We start from the raw sequence: 13,759 nt of genomic DNA on the forward strand, positions 1-13,759 counted from the left end.
TCTAGGACTTGGCCCCAAGGTTCCGTACATTCATCGGACGTCTGGGCCCATCGCTCGTCCTGTGGGAGATCGACCATGCGTACCGTTGTCGCCGCATGCCTTGCTGCCGCCGTGGCTTGTCTCGGTTTCACCGGCGGCCCATCAGAAGCCGTCGCCGCCGACGCGTCCGCGCACGCGGCGGACACCTTGCACGTCGCGCCCGACGGGCGCGGTTCGGCGTGCAGTGACCGAAATCCATGCGGTCTCGAAACCGCTCGCGACCGCGCGAGATCTCTCGTCCCGGACGCCGCCGGCGACGTCGTGGTCGAACTGGAGGGCGGGACCTACCGGCTCACCGCGCCCTTCCGGCTCGGCGTCCAGGACTCCGGCCGGCCCGGCCACCCGGTGGTGTACCGGGCGGCCGCGGGGCAGACGCCGGTGCTCAGCGGCGCGATACGGATCACCGGCTTCACGCGGGTCGACGCCGCGAAGAACATCTACCGGGCCCGGGTGCCCGCAGGCACCGCCGGCCGGGAGCTGTTCGTCGACGGAACACGCGCCGACCGGGCCCGCGGGCCGCGTGACCCGGCGGGCTTCTCCGTGACCGCCACCGGCTTCACCACCGCCGACGCCTCGTACACCACGTGGACGAACCCCGCCCAGGTCGAGGTCGTCCGCAACAGCGGCTGGAAGCAGATGCGCTGCCCGCTGGCGTCCATCACCCGTTCCGCGTCGGGCGGTTCGGACCTCACCGTCGATCCCGGCTGCTGGAACAACAACCACAACGCGGTGCCCAACCCGAGCTTCCCCTTCAACGGCGCCGGGCTGCCGACGATGGACGGCGTCGGCTGGCTGGAGAACGCCTACCAACTCCTGGGCACGCCGGGCCAGTTCTACCTCGACGAGGCCGCCGGGTACCTCTACTACGTGCCGCGCGCGGGCGAGAACCTGGCCACGGCGGACGTCGAACTGCCGGTGGCGCCCGAACTCGTCGACGCCTCGGGCACCCCGGGACACCTGGCCCCCGTCAACGACACCGACTGGCGGGCGGACTACACCGGCAGCTGGGGATACTCCGGCGGCCGGCACCTCGGCGACCTGAACGCGGACGTGCACTACACCTCCCACGACGGTGACGCGGTCTCCTACGCCTTCACCGGCACCGGGATCCAGGTGCTGTCCGAGACCAACTCCGACGAGGGCACCGCGGACGTGTACGTCGACGGCAAGAAGGTCTCGACGGTCTCCGGAAACGGCCCGGAGCGCCTCGCCCAGCAGGCCATGGTCTCCGTCACCGGACTGGCCAGGGGCAAGCACACCCTGCGTCTGGTCAAGACCGGCGGCACCTACCTGCTCGTCGACGGGTTCACCGTGATCCCCGACGTCGTGGCACCCGTGCACGACCTCGTCCTCTCCGGACTCACCTTCGCCTACACCACGTGGAACGCCCCGTCCGCCGAGGGCTACGTGGACAACCAGGCCGGAGTGATCTGGGACCCCGCCACCCGCACACCCATCCGCATCCCCGCGGCGGTCCAGGTGCACCGGGGCACGCGGATCTCCTTCTCCCACGACGTGGTCCAGCACACCGGCACCAGTGGCATCGACCTCGCCGACCAGACACAGAACTCCACGGTCGAGGACAGCGCCGTCACCGACACCTCCGGCACCGGCGTCTCGGTCGGCGAGGTGGACGACTACTACCAGACCGACCCCGCCCTCATGACGAGCGGCAACACCGTCTCCGGCAACACCGTGCAGTTCCCCGGCCAGGAGTACCAGGACGCGGTCGGCGTCTGGGTCGGCCACACCAGGGCGACGACCGTCTCCCACAACGACATCGGCTACACCCCGTACTCCGGCATGTCCGTCGGATGGGGCTGGGGATGGGCGTCGAGCTGCACACTGCAGGCCAAGCAAGGCCTGCCCGACCCCTGCCTGCACGGCACCACGTACGCCGGCGGCAACAAGATCCTCGGCAACCACGTGCACAGCGTCATGGGCGCGCTCTTCGACGGCGGTCCGATCTACACCCTCGGCGGCCAGTCCGCACCCTCGGAGTTCGCCGGCAACGTGCTCTCGGAGTGCATCGACGGCTGCAACATGATCTACCACGACGAGGGCAGCTCGCTGTGGAACACCCACGACAACGTCGTGCGCTTCGCCAACGGGTCGCTCTGGACGAACCTGTGGACGCCGAGCATCCACGACGACACGATCCACGACAACTACAGCGACACCGCCTCCTACAACAACAACGGCACCGACATCACGTTCCAGCAGGCCACCGTGGTGACCGACGGGAACTGGCCGCAGGCGGCCCAGGACATCATCAAGGCCGCGGGCCCCGGCACCCTCCCCGGCCGGACCGTCGACGACGACGACCTGCGGATCTCCTACACCGGCAGCTGGTCCTCCAGCGGTTCCCGCGGCTACGGCGACCTCGACGACGGCGTCCACTACGCCCAGCACGACGGCGCCGCCGCGACGATCACCTTCACCGGCACCGGGATCAGCTTCCTCACCGAGACGAACTCCGACGAAGGCGACATCGCCGTCTCGCTCGACGGCGCCGCCCAGAAGACCGTCAGCGCCAACACCCCGCAACGGCACGCCCAGCAGAGCGTGTACACGGTCTCGAACCTGCCCGCCGGCACCCACACCCTGACTCTCACCAAGGCCGGCGGCGACTACCTCCTGGTGGACGGCTTCGCCCTGAACTGACCGCGGACCGCGACCACAGGCACCTCATCGCCATCGGGGCCGGCCGTGCGCCGGGAGAAAGGAAACACCCCATGCTCTCCGCACCCAGACGCAAACTGCTCGCCGTGCTGACGGCACCCGCCGCGGTCGTCGCGCTGCTCACCGGCGCGCACCTCGCCGCAGGCCGGACGGCGGCCTCCCCGGCAGCCGACTCCACCGCGCCGCACGCCCGGACACCGCAGGGCCGGGTCGCGGCCTGGTCGCCGAGCATGACGGCCGGCGGTCCGAACTTCAACGACCAGACCATCCGGATGGTCGCGCACTCCACCGTCGACGGCGACGCGCTGCGCATCCACCTGTCCAACCTGCGCAGCACCATCCCGCTGACGGTGGCACACGTCACCGTCGGCGCGCAGGCCGACCGGGCGACCGCCGTGGCACGGTCGCTGCTCCCGGTCACCTTCGACCACCGGAGGTCCGTGACCGTCCCCACCGGCGGAGAAGTGGTCAGCGACCCGGTGCCGATGCACGTCAAGGCCGACCAGAGCGTCCTGGTCAGCATCTACCTGCCCCATGCGACCAGTTCGGCCACGTGGCACTCCGACGCCTTCGACACCAGCTACCTGTCGGGGCCCGGCGACCACACCGCCGAGGCGTCCGACGCGTCCTTCGTCGCGGCGCGGACCTCCTGGTACTACCTGTCCGGGATCGACGTCGTCCCGACGCGTGCCCACGGAACCGTGGTGGCCTTCGGCGACTCGATAACCGACGGCTACAACACCCCGGCGGGGGCCTACCACCGCTGGCCCGACGACCTGGCCCGGCGCCTGGCCGACCCAAGCCCGATGGCCGTCGTCGACGCCGGCATAGGCGGCAACCGCGTCCTGACGGACGTCCCCAACATCTGGCAGGGCGTCAGCGCGAAGAAGCGCTTCGCCCATGACGCGCTCGGCCGGCCAGGAGTACGGGACGTGATCCTCCTGGAGGGAATCAACGACATCGGCAACAACAGCGGTCCCGGGGGCGCCCCACTGACCACGCAGGACCTGATCGACGGCTACCGTGACCTGATCCGGCAGGCGCACGCCGCAGGAGTCCGGATCATCGGCGGCACCATGCTGCCCGACAAGGGCAACGGCTACTACTCCGACTCCGCGGAGGCGATCCGCCAGGCGGCCAACCGGTGGATCCGCACCAGCGGGGCCTTCGACGGTGTGGTCGACTTCGACAAGGCCGTCGCCGACCCGGCCGACCCCACCGCCCTCGACCCGGCCTACGACTCCGGCGACCACATCCACCCCAACGAAGCCGGCATGCAGGCACTGGCGAACGCGGTCGACCTCTCCCTGCTGACGTGAGAGCTGCCGCGCGGCGGCGATCCGTTCCAGACATCCCGGAGAACCGGGGGAGCGGCGGCCCGGGACGCCATGCGAGGACGCGGCCGAGGAATCGGTGGATGCCCCCCGCTGACCAGTCGGTCTTGACGCGCTGGCCTTCGACGCCCTGACCCGCGGCGCGCCCTGGCCGCCGCCGCGGGCCGCGGCCCGCACCCGCTGCCCGCGATCGGCCCGGACCGGGAACTCCCGTCGCCCGGAGCCGGACTGTCCGCCCCCGTGCACTGGTCCCGGCGCCTCGACGCCCTGCGCGCCCAGGGCCGCACCCCGGTCGCGGTACTCCTGGACCAGGACCCCCGCGTCAACGAGGTGCTTCCCTACCTGGTCCACGTCGTGCTGCTCGACGGCAGCCGTTGAGTCGGGTCGGTGCGGCGCGGGTGTGTGACCATCGGTTACGACAGTGACCGTCGGTCCGCTCGGAGGGAATGCGCGTGCAGGGACTGGTCCGGGTGCTGGTCGCAGGGGAGATCGTCGTGGCGAAGTACGGCGATCTGATCGACGACGTGCTGGACGTGCCGTTGTTCTGTCCCCGTTGCGGCCGCACGGCAGGGCTGACGCTGGTGGCCGACGGGCGCGAGGCGCACCTGGAGTGCGTGGAGGGCCACGTCTGGACCGACCCCGAGGTGGCCGCGTGCGGGGTGCGGCAGCTGCTGCACCTGAGCGCGCAGGGTGCTCCGCCCCGGTTCCCGGGCGCGGCGGTCAGGATCGACATGCTGCCGCGGATCTCCGAGGACCGGACGCTGTACCCGCCGTCGCCGGACGTGCCCGGGCGCCTGCTGCGCTGGGAGGGCCGCGTCCTGACCGCGACCGGCACCCCGCCGCTGACCGACTGCCTGCACTGGGCACGGCGGCTGTGCGCCTGGGCCCTGCCGAGCGACGGCGAGCTCTACGAGCGGCTCTACCCGCCCGCCGGAGGCAACGCGCTCGACGCGCACATGGCCGTCGTACTCGTCGCGCTGGCCCTCTACGCGACCGCCGCCGCGGCGGACCTGGCCCGCGTCGAGCAGGTGGTGCCGGACCGGGCGGCGGAACCGCTCGCGGGTGCGGAGCTGCGGTGGCTGCGCCCGCCCGGCGCGGGGGGCCTGGGCGGCCGGCTCCGGGTGACCGACGTGCACCGGCTGGCCACCGCCGCGCCCGAGACGTACCAGCGCTGGCGGACGGCGGCCCGGCTCGTGCTCGCCGCGAACACCGACGACCGGCCCGCCGTGCCACTGGCGGACCGCAGCGGGCGCCTGCCCGCGGTGGCCGAGGACATGGCCTGGTACGCGCCGGTCGGCAGACCTGACGTGGGCCGCACCGGTGACGGGCCCTTCGGAGCCGAGTGGGGACGGCCCTAGGACAGCGCTTCGAGGAAGCCCGGGATCTGCTCCCCGGTAGACGGCACCGATCGCGGCGCGGGCCCGGTCGCCGCCGGCGGGCGGGGCGAGCCGCAGGGCACGTGGCCCGGTGCACGGCCGACGCCGGCGCGACCTTGGGGACCCACGGGACCGCCGGCCTAGTCGAACTGGCTCGGCAGCGGTGCCGGGGTCTTGCCGGACAGTACTTCCTCGAGGCGCTTGGCGCCGTTCCGCACGGCCAGGGCGGTGCTGTCGTGGTCGACGCCCGAGAGGCCGCCGTTGGTGACCGCGGCCCCGGAGGCGGCGACGCGCAGCGCCACGACGTCGAGAGTGGTGGTGGTGGGCTGCCCGTTCGAGGTGCCCTGGACGGTGACCGTGAGCGCCGCCAGGTCGTCGCCCGCCTTGGGCGGTTCCTTGTACTCGACGACCTGGACGGTCCGCTTGCTGCCGTCCGAGGCGGTGGCCGAGAACTGGTTGCACTCGCTGGGGAGTTTCTTCAGCCACTTGATGGTCGCGTCCATGGCCGGCCGGCCGTAGTCGCCGACCTGGTACAGCAGCCGGGAGTCGTCCGAGGTGAAGCCGCGCAGCCCGGAGGCGCCGGTGGCGCGGCCCAGCAGGGTGTCGGAGTAGAGGCTGTCCAGCAGCCGCTGGCAGTCGGCGGCGTCCGACTTGGCGTTGAGGAACTGGGCGACGTCGACCTTCCCGACCAGCATCTGGTTGCGCCAGGTGGCCGCGTCGTTGGCCAGTTGCCAGTCGTCCTCGATGTCGGCCGGCGTGATCAGCGCGGCCTGCGCCCCGGGGCCGGTGAGGGTGGGGGTGCGCGACGGGGCCGGGGAGCGCTCGGCGGCCGGCGAGACGGCCGCGGCCTCGGGGGAGCCGCTGCCGTCCGAGCAGGCCGCCGTGGCGAGCAGGGTCCCCGCCGCCAGGGCCGTGGCGAGCACACGCGCGGGTCGGGACGGACGGGTCATCGCGACTGCCTCCTCGGGGACGCGGTACGTCACTGGGCGGCGGCGCCGGTGCGGCCCCTTCCGCCGGACGACGCCGGACGACGTCGCTGCGTCCCTCCACGCCACCACCGGCCGCGAGCGCCGACCACCCGCACGTGCCATTCGGGTGAGCGTCGTGATCAGGCCGCCGTGACCCGCACCCGCCGGCTGCCGCAGCGCGGGCACACCGCGTCCGTGAGCGGGGACGGCACGGCCCGGCCGGCCTCGTCGACGTACTCCAAGGTGCTCTGCAGCTCCGGATCGGCGACCGGGTCGGTGAAGAACACCGCCTGGAAGACGGCCTCCCAGCCGTGGCCGCACCGCCCGCAGCGGAACGCGAAGGTCTCGGGCACGGCGCCCGGCACCGGCCCGGGACCCGGCGGGGGCTCGGTCATCGGCTCCGGCTCCTGTCACTCGGCCTCCGCCACCAGCGCACCGCCCCGCCCGCCCGGCGGCAAGTCGGGGCCGGGTGTCCCAGGCGTGGACGCCCCCTTGACGCGGGGCGGAGGCCGATCGACACTCCAGATGGAAATCCTAGTGAAAAGGTAGGGAAAGATGGGTCGCCTGCGCACGCTCACCGGCAGACAGCGCCGCGAGAGCCCCGCGCCCTGGACGGCCCCCCTGCTCACCTCCCGCCGCCACCTCGACCTGCTGCGGATGTGCGGCGCCACCGGCCGCAGAGACTGAGCGCCCGATCCCGGTCGTACGAGGCGGGCGCCCGTCCGCCAGGACGCACCGGATCCCGCCGAGAACCCACCGACGAACGCTTCGGCCGCGCGTACGTCCGCGCGCCCGCCCGCCCCGGGGAGACGCATGTCCATCACTCCACTCGCCGCCCTGCCGTCCGTCCGTACCGCCCCCGCCTTCCGAGGCCGCATCGGCCGCGACGCGCGCAGCGGCCACTACGCCGTGCCACGCCGCTACCGGCTCCACCTGTCCACGGCCTGCCCCGACGGCCTGCGGATCGCCGTCGGACACAGCCTGCTGGCCCTGGACGACTGTTGTCCGGTCACCTTCCTGCCCGCCGTCCCGGACTGTCCCGACGGCAGCCACGCGGTGCTGCGCCCGCTGTACGAGGCCAGCGCGCACCGCTACTCGGGACCGGCCCTCGCGCCGGTGTTCAGCGACGGCTGGTCCGGCAGGATCGTCAGCACCCACAGCCGGGACATCCTGCGCGACCTGGACCAGCACTTCGGTGACGGCGTCGCCCGGCTCTACCCGTGCGGAGCCGAGGCCGAGATCGAGGCCGTCGAGCGGCTGTGCACCGAGGACATCGAGCAGGCCGCACAGCGGGCCGGGCGCGCGGGCGGCGACCCGGAGGCATTGGAGGTGCTGCTCTCGGCCCTGGACGAACTGGAGCGCAGGCTGACCGGGGTGGAGTTCCTGGTCGGCGGCCGACTCACGGCCGCCGACATCGAGTTGTGGGTCACCCTGGTGCAACTCGACACCGTGCACCGCAACCACCTGGACGCCGCCGCGGTGCACGCCGTCGCCGGCCACCCGGTGCTGTGGGCCTACGCCCGCCGGCTGGCCGCCCATCCGGCCTTCGGCGGCCACCTCGACCTCGACGGCATCGCCCGCCGCCACCACGGCCGTTGCCAGGGCCTGGAAGCCGCCGGCGCGGCCGTCCAGATCCTGGACTGGGCGGGCCACGCGGCCGACGCACCCCGCGGTCCGCGCAGGTGAGAGCCGCCCGAACCGTTTCGCCAGTCGGACAGGCGTTGACAATCGTTCGGGCAACTGCGTTACTTGCGGACCAGAACGGTCATGAGCGTCAGCGTCAAGCCCTGGCTTGCTGACCGGCAACCCTCGCACCGCGGTGGGGTGCCCCAGGTGACGACCGGACCGACGACGTTTCGGCAAGCGACGATTCGGTAAGCGCGAGTGCCCTTCGGGGCCGGCACGACACAGTGACAGGTGACGGACATGTACGCAGCCCCCAGGACGGCCCAGCGCCGCGCCGAGGGCTGCGTACGCCCGTACCCGAGCCCGCTCGTCGCCGACCGAGCCGTCGACCTGCTCCGTGTCAACAGCGCCCTGTGTAGCGCGTGTACCGCACCGGGCTGTGCCCGCTGTCGGGTCTGACCAGGCTTTTCCCCCGGTTCCCCGCAGCCTCGCACCCCAGCGTCCCCGTCGAAACACCGGCCGTCCGGTGTGCCGCCGTCCGCCCAGCCCCGTGCCCCGCGCGCCCCCGCGCACCGCGCCGTGCCCGAACACGGACCGGTGCGCGGCCCCCGCCGCGGGACACGTGGGTGTCCGACTCCGCCGGAGCCCGCCATGAGTGAACCCCCAGGCGCCACGATCGCCGCCCCCGAGGCACCGCCCGCCGCCGACGAACCGTCACCATCCCTCACCGCACAGCGCGTTCAGCCGCTGCGCAGGCCGGGACGGTGGATCGCCACCGCCGTCGTCCTGGTCCTGGCCGCCCAGTTCGTGCACGGACTGGTGACCAACCCCTTCTACCAGTGGGACCGCTGGAGCTACTGGTTCCTGCGGCCGACCATCCTCGACGGACTGGTCATCACCCTCGAAGTCACCGCCTACAGCGCGGTGCTGGGTCTGCTCGGGGGCATCCTGCTCGCCCTGGCCCGGCTCTCGAAGAGCCCCGTGCTGCGCGCGGTCAGCTGGACCTACGTATGGGCGCTGCGCTCCATACCGCTCATCGTTGTCCTGCTCTTCCTCTACAACTTCAGCGCCCTGTACAAGACGTTGAGCGTCGGCGTCCCCTTCGGGCCCGCCTTCTTCTCCTTCGACGAGTCGAAGCTCGCCACCGACATGGTGGTCGCCGTCATCGGCCTGAGCCTCAACGAGGCCGCCTACGCGGCCGAGGTGGTCCGCGGCGGCATCCTCTCCGTGGACCAGGGCCAGCACGAGGCCGCCGCCGCGCTCGGCCTGCCCAAGGGCTACCAGTTCCGGAAGATCGTGTTCCCGCAGGCGCTCAGGTCCATCACCCCGAACTACGTCAACCAGCTGATCGGCCTGATCAAGAGCACCTCGCTGGTCTTCTACGTCTCGCTGCTCGACCTGTTCGGCTCCGCGCAGAGCATGGGCTCCACCTACCCCGGCGACATCGTGCCGCTCCTCCTGGTGGTGACCGTCTGGTACCTGATCCTGACCAGCGTCGTCTCCGTGATCCAGTTCTACGTCGAGCGGTACTACGCCCGCGGCGCCACCCGCACGCTGCCCCCGACTCCCCTCCAGAAGCTGCGCACCGGCCTTACCGACCTGCGCGCCCGCATCCGCCGGGAGGCCGCGGTATGACCATCACCGACAGCGTGGAGACGGCCCCCGCCGCCCTGGAGATCAACGGCGTCCACAAGTGGTACGGCACCCACCGTGTCCTGGACGGCATCGACCTGACCATCCGCCCCGGCGAGGTCACCGTCGTCCTCGGCCCGTCCGGCTCCGGCAAGTCCACCCTCCTCAGGGTCGTCAACCACCTGGAGAAGCCCGAGCGCGGGCACGTCAGCATCAACGGCGAGCCGATCGGTGTGAAGCGGCACGGCGACCGGCTCAAGGAGCTGAGCGAGCGCGCCATCCTGGCCCAGCGCGGCCGGATCGGCTTCGTCTTCCAGAACTTCAACCTCTTCCCGCACCTGACCGTGCTGGACAACGTGGCCGCCGCCCCGGTCGCCACCGGAAAACTCGGCAAGCCCGAGGCCCAGGCCCTGGCCAAGGAGCTCCTGGAACGGGTCGGCCTCGGCGAGCGCATCGGCGCCTACCCCCGCCAGCTCTCCGGCGGCCAGCAGCAGCGCGTCGCCATCGCCCGCGCCCTCGCCCTGCGCCCCGGGGTGATCCTCTTCGACGAGCCGACCTCCGCTCTGGACCCCGAACTCGTCGGTGAGGTCCTCGCCGTCATCAAGGACCTGGCGACCAGCGGCACCACCCTCGTCATCGTCACCCACGAGATCGGCTTCGCCCGCGAGATCGCCGACCGCGTCGTCTTCATCGACGGCGGCCGGATCGTCGAGCAGGGGCCGCCCTCCGAGGTCCTCGACAACCCGCAGCACGAGCGGACCAGGGACTTCCTCAGCAAGGTCCTCTGAACCGCCGCACCCCCAGATCTCCCCCCACGCCTCTCTCATCTCACCCCGTCACAAAGGACGACCATGCCTGCCCACTTCAACCGACGCAGCCTGATCAGAGGCATCTCCGCGGCGACCGTCGCCGCCTCCCTCGCCACCGGGCTCGCCGCCTGCGGGGGCGACAGCGACGCGGCCACCACCACCTCCGCCGCGAAGACCGGCGAGGTCGTCATCGGCCAGGTCTCCAACGGCGCCGCCACCCAGACCGCGATCAAGGTCTCCGAGGTCAAGTCCATCAGCGCCGAACTGCCCGCCTCCGTCAGGAAGAGCGGCAAGCTGGTCATCGGCGAGGGCGCCCTGCCCGCCGGGTTCCCGCCGCTGGCCTTCGTGGGCAGCGACCAGAAGACCCTCACCGGCTCCGAGCCCGACCTCGGCCGCCTGGTCGCCGCGGTCCTCGGCCTCAAGCCCGAGATCCAGAACGCCACCTGGGAGAACATGTTCGTCGGCATCGACAGCGGCAAGGTCGACGTGGCCTTCTCCAACGTCACCGACACCGAGGAGCGCAAGAAGAAGTACGAGTTCGCCTCCTACCGTCAGGACAACCTCGCCTTCACCGTGCCCAAGAAGAGCACCTGGAACTTCGACGGCAACTACGAGAACCTCGCCGGCAGGACGGTCTCCGTGAGCGCAGGCACCAACCAGGAGAAGATCCTCCTGGAGTGGAAGAAGAAGCTGGAGAGCGAGGGCAAGAAGCTCACCGTCAAGTACTTCCAGGACAGCAACAGCGTCTACCTGGCCCTGTCCAGCGGCAAGATCGACGCCTACCTCGGCCCCAACCCCGGCATCGCGTACCACAACAGGCAGACCGCGAACACGCCCAACGCCACCCGCACCGCGGGCACCTACTCCGGCGCGGGCGCCAGCCTCCAGGGCCTGATCGCGGCCACCGCCAAGAAGGACAGCGGCCTCGCCAAGCCCCTCGCGGACGCCATCAACCACCTGATCGACAACGGTCAGTACGCCCAGTGGCTCAAGGCGTACAACCTCTCCAACGAGGCCGTCGCGAAGTCCGAGGTCAACCCGCCCGGACTGCCCCTCGACAACTCCTGACCATCCGTCGAACAGCACCGCCGCAAGACGAGAAAGGACCGCGCCTCCGTGACCCTCCAGACCGACCTCCACGGAGGCGGGGCCCCGCTCGCACCCGGCACGTCCCCGCTCGACAACGCCGTCTGGGCGGCCCTCACCGGCCCGCACGCCCACCTCGGGGAGCGGATCGGCCGGGCGGCCCGGTATCCCGACGACGTCTACGCCTACGCGGCGCTCGCGGACCCCACCGACCCGGCGGCCTGGGCCGACCTGCGCACGCTCGTCGGCCCGGGAGCGACGGTGAAGATCAAGTCGGCCGAGGCGGCACCGCCGGACTGGGAGGTGGTCGGCGGCGGAACCGGCGTCCAGTTCGTGGACACGGCACTGCGGGCCGAGCCGGTCTCCGAGGCGGTCAGGCTCGGGCCGGACGACGTGCCCGAGATGCTGGACCTGGTCGCCCGCACCGCACCCGGCCCGTTCCGCACCCGGACCGTCGAGATGGGCAGCTATCTCGGTATCCGGCACCGCGGGCGGCTGATCGCCATGGCGGGGGAGCGGCTGCGGCTGCCCGGCTGGACGGAGATCAGCGCGGTCTGCACCGACCCGGACCACCGGGGCCGGGGCCTGGCCACCCGCCTGGTCCGCGCGGTCGCCGCCGGGATCAGGGAGCGCGGCGACACCCCGTTCCTGCACGCGGCGCCGGGCAACGCGAACGCGATCCGGCTCTACGAGTCGATCGGCTTCACCGAGCGGCTGCGCGGCCGCACCCTGCTGTTGCGCAGCCCGGGAACAACCACGAACGCCGGTCTGTTGTGACTCAGGACGAAGTGCATGCGGAGCAGGCCGGGAGGTGCGGGACGTGACACGTGTCCTCAGCCCCAGCCGCCGTACCGTCCTGCACTCCCGGCCGCACATCGACCTGCAGCGCGTGGCCGGCGCGCTCTGTTGTTCCTGACCAGTCGTCCCCGCCGCGCCCCTCTCTCCGGCGCGCCTCCGTACGGACCTTCAGGAAGGCACCACTGTGTCCTCATCTCCCGCGTCCCACCTGCACCTCGCCGTCGCCCTGGACGGCACCGGCTGGCATCCGGCGTCCTGGCGCGAGCCGGTCGCCCGCCCCCGTGAGCTGTTCACCGCCGGCTACTGGGCCGACCTGGTCGCCGAGGCCGAGCGAGGTCTGATCGACTTCGTCACCATCGAGGACGGCCTCGGCCTGCAGTCGTCGCACTACGGCGAGCTCGACGGCCGTACCGACCAGGTCCGCGGCCGTCTGGACGCCGTCCTGATCGCGTCCCGGATCGCGCCGCTGTCGAGCCACATCGGTCTGGTGCCGACGGTGATCGCCACCCACACCGAGCCGTTCCACGTCTCCAAGGCGATCGCCACCCTGGACTACGTCAGCACCGGCCGCGCCGGACTGCGGGTGCAGATCTCCGCCCGCCCCCACGAGGCGGACCACTTCGGCCGGCGTACCTTCCCGCCGATCGACCTGACCGAACTGCGGTCCCCCGCCGGGCAGCAGCGGCTCACCGAGCACTTCGACGAGGCCGCCGACCATGTCGAGGTGGTGCGCAGGCTCTGGGACAGCTGGGAGGACGACGCCGAGATCCGGGACGCCGCCACCGGCCGCTTCATCGACCGCAACAAGCTGCACTACATCGACTTCGAGGGCCGGCACTTCAGCGTCAAGGGCCCCTCCATCACCCCGCGCCCGCCGCAGGGCCAGCCGCTCGTCACCGCGCTCGGCCACCAGACCGTGCCCTACCGGCTGATCGCCCGCCAGGCCGACGTCGGCTACGTCACCCCGCGGGACGCCGCCGACGCCCGCGCGATCGTCGCCGAGATCCGCGCCGAGCAGGAGGCCGCCGGGCGGGCCGGCGACACCGTGCACGTCTTCGGCGACCTCGTGGTCTTCCTCGACGACGACCAGGCCGCGGCCGTCGCCCGCAAGGAGCGGCTGGACGCCCTCGACGGCGCCGAATACACCAGCGACGCCCGTGTCTTCACCGGCACGGCGACTCAACTCACCGATCTGCTGGAGGAGTTCGCCGCCCAGGGACTCACCGGCTTCCGCCTGCGCCCCGCCGTCCTCGGCCACGACCTGCCGCGCATCACCGCGGACCTGGTCCCCGAACTCCAGCGCCGCAACCGCTTCCGCACCGCCTACGAGGCGGACACCCTGCGCGGCCTGCTCGGGCTCGCCCGCCCCGCCAACCGCTACGTCGCCGCTGCCACCGCCTGAGCCGGAA

The 13,759-nt window shown here is 72.0% G+C and carries 14 protein-coding genes and 1 riboswitch; of the genes, 12 read left to right on the forward strand and 2 right to left on the reverse strand.

Going from position 1 to position 13,759, the window contains the following annotated elements:
* Positions 1–300 precede the first annotated feature (300 nt).
* The 4 genes from BLW82_RS37015 to BLW82_RS37025 all read left to right on the forward strand — a co-directional run bounded on the left by BLW82_RS37015 (position 301) and on the right by BLW82_RS37025 (position 5,413).
* Positions 301–2,703, forward strand: coding sequence for a right-handed parallel beta-helix repeat-containing protein (locus BLW82_RS37015; RefSeq protein WP_093505975.1), 2,403 nt, complete (start codon positions 301–303; stop codon positions 2,701–2,703).
* A gap of 71 nt (positions 2,704–2,774) precedes the next feature.
* On the forward strand, positions 2,775–4,040 hold the full coding sequence (locus tag BLW82_RS37020) for an SGNH/GDSL hydrolase family protein (protein WP_093505977.1): 1,266 nt from the start codon (positions 2,775–2,777) through the stop codon (positions 4,038–4,040).
* A gap of 255 nt (positions 4,041–4,295) precedes the next feature.
* The gene (locus BLW82_RS44715) at positions 4,296–4,433 is read left to right on the forward strand and encodes a hypothetical protein (RefSeq protein ID WP_177233186.1); all 138 of its coding nucleotides are present in this window, start codon (positions 4,296–4,298) and stop codon (positions 4,431–4,433) included.
* A 74-nt stretch (positions 4,434–4,507) separates the two neighbouring features.
* Positions 4,508–5,413, forward strand: a complete 906-nt coding sequence (locus BLW82_RS37025; protein ID WP_093505979.1) for a hypothetical protein — start codon at positions 4,508–4,510, stop codon at positions 5,411–5,413.
* Positions 5,414–5,571: 158 nt separating this feature from the next.
* Here the strand turns inward: BLW82_RS37025 and BLW82_RS37030 are convergent, their stop codons facing one another.
* Positions 5,572–6,381: a hypothetical protein gene (locus BLW82_RS37030; protein WP_093505981.1), complete on the reverse strand. Its 810-nt coding sequence runs from the start codon at positions 6,379–6,381 to the stop codon at positions 5,572–5,574.
* A 158-nt stretch (positions 6,382–6,539) separates the two neighbouring features.
* On the reverse strand, positions 6,540–6,794 hold the full coding sequence (locus BLW82_RS37035; protein WP_177233187.1) for a hypothetical protein: 255 nt from the start codon (positions 6,792–6,794) through the stop codon (positions 6,540–6,542).
* Between the two features lie 160 nt (positions 6,795–6,954).
* Here BLW82_RS37035 and BLW82_RS45835 point away from each other — a divergent pair, with 160 nt between their 5' ends.
* The 8 genes from BLW82_RS45835 to BLW82_RS37065 all read left to right on the forward strand — a co-directional run bounded on the left by BLW82_RS45835 (position 6,955) and on the right by BLW82_RS37065 (position 13,752).
* Positions 6,955–7,086 (forward strand): hypothetical protein, encoded by a 132-nt coding sequence (locus tag BLW82_RS45835; protein ID WP_256216073.1) that lies wholly within the window; start codon positions 6,955–6,957, stop codon positions 7,084–7,086.
* Positions 7,087–7,212: 126 nt separating this feature from the next.
* Positions 7,213–8,085: a glutathione S-transferase C-terminal domain-containing protein gene (locus BLW82_RS37040; RefSeq protein WP_093505983.1), complete on the forward strand. Its 873-nt coding sequence runs from the start codon at positions 7,213–7,215 to the stop codon at positions 8,083–8,085.
* A gap of 77 nt (positions 8,086–8,162) precedes the next feature.
* A riboswitch (SAM riboswitch) is annotated at positions 8,163–8,286 on the forward strand.
* Between the two features lie 390 nt (positions 8,287–8,676).
* Positions 8,677–9,660, forward strand: a complete 984-nt coding sequence (locus BLW82_RS37045) for an amino acid ABC transporter permease (protein WP_093505985.1) — start codon at positions 8,677–8,679, stop codon at positions 9,658–9,660.
* Positions 9,657–10,445 carry an amino acid ABC transporter ATP-binding protein gene (locus tag BLW82_RS37050; protein ID WP_093505987.1) on the forward strand — a complete coding sequence of 263 codons (789 nt, stop codon included), beginning with the start codon at positions 9,657–9,659 and terminating at the stop codon, positions 10,443–10,445. The genes BLW82_RS37045 and BLW82_RS37050 overlap by 4 nt, the downstream gene beginning before the upstream one ends.
* 63 nt (positions 10,446–10,508) lie before the next feature.
* On the forward strand, positions 10,509–11,534 hold the full coding sequence (locus BLW82_RS37055; RefSeq protein ID WP_093505989.1) for an ABC transporter substrate-binding protein: 1,026 nt from the start codon (positions 10,509–10,511) through the stop codon (positions 11,532–11,534).
* Positions 11,535–11,582: 48 nt separating this feature from the next.
* The gene (locus BLW82_RS37060) at positions 11,583–12,329 is read left to right on the forward strand and encodes a GNAT family N-acetyltransferase (protein ID WP_093505991.1); all 747 of its coding nucleotides are present in this window, start codon (positions 11,583–11,585) and stop codon (positions 12,327–12,329) included.
* A gap of 43 nt (positions 12,330–12,372) precedes the next feature.
* Complete coding sequence (locus BLW82_RS46395) at positions 12,373–12,468, forward strand: putative leader peptide (protein ID WP_350785419.1); 96 nt, start codon at positions 12,373–12,375, stop codon at positions 12,466–12,468.
* A 66-nt stretch (positions 12,469–12,534) separates the two neighbouring features.
* Complete coding sequence (locus BLW82_RS37065) at positions 12,535–13,752, forward strand: LLM class flavin-dependent oxidoreductase (RefSeq protein WP_093505993.1); 1,218 nt, start codon at positions 12,535–12,537, stop codon at positions 13,750–13,752.
* Positions 13,753–13,759: the final 7 nt, after the last annotated feature.

Source organism: Streptomyces sp. Ag109_O5-10 (genome assembly GCF_900105755.1).
Taxonomy (GTDB): Bacteria; Actinomycetota; Actinomycetes; order Streptomycetales; family Streptomycetaceae; genus Streptomyces.

Excerpts from the sequence above, each read along its gene's own strand:
- BLW82_RS37045 (WP_093505985.1), top strand. The coding sequence starts at position 8,677 with ATGAGTGAACCCCCAGGCGCCACGATCGCCGCCCCCGAGGCACCGCCC.
- BLW82_RS37050 (WP_093505987.1), top strand. The coding sequence starts at position 9,657 with ATGACCATCACCGACAGCGTGGAGACGGCCCCCGCCGCCCTGGAGATC.
- BLW82_RS45835 (WP_256216073.1), top strand. The coding sequence starts at position 6,955 with ATGGGTCGCCTGCGCACGCTCACCGGCAGACAGCGCCGCGAGAGCCCC.
- BLW82_RS37020 (WP_093505977.1), top strand. The coding sequence starts at position 2,775 with ATGCTCTCCGCACCCAGACGCAAACTGCTCGCCGTGCTGACGGCACCC.
- BLW82_RS37040 (WP_093505983.1), top strand. The coding sequence starts at position 7,213 with ATGTCCATCACTCCACTCGCCGCCCTGCCGTCCGTCCGTACCGCCCCC.
- BLW82_RS37030 (WP_093505981.1), bottom strand. The coding sequence starts at position 6,381 with ATGACCCGTCCGTCCCGACCCGCGCGTGTGCTCGCCACGGCCCTGGCG.
- BLW82_RS37035 (WP_177233187.1), bottom strand. The coding sequence starts at position 6,794 with ATGACCGAGCCCCCGCCGGGTCCCGGGCCGGTGCCGGGCGCCGTGCCC.
- BLW82_RS37055 (WP_093505989.1), top strand. The coding sequence starts at position 10,509 with ATGCCTGCCCACTTCAACCGACGCAGCCTGATCAGAGGCATCTCCGCG.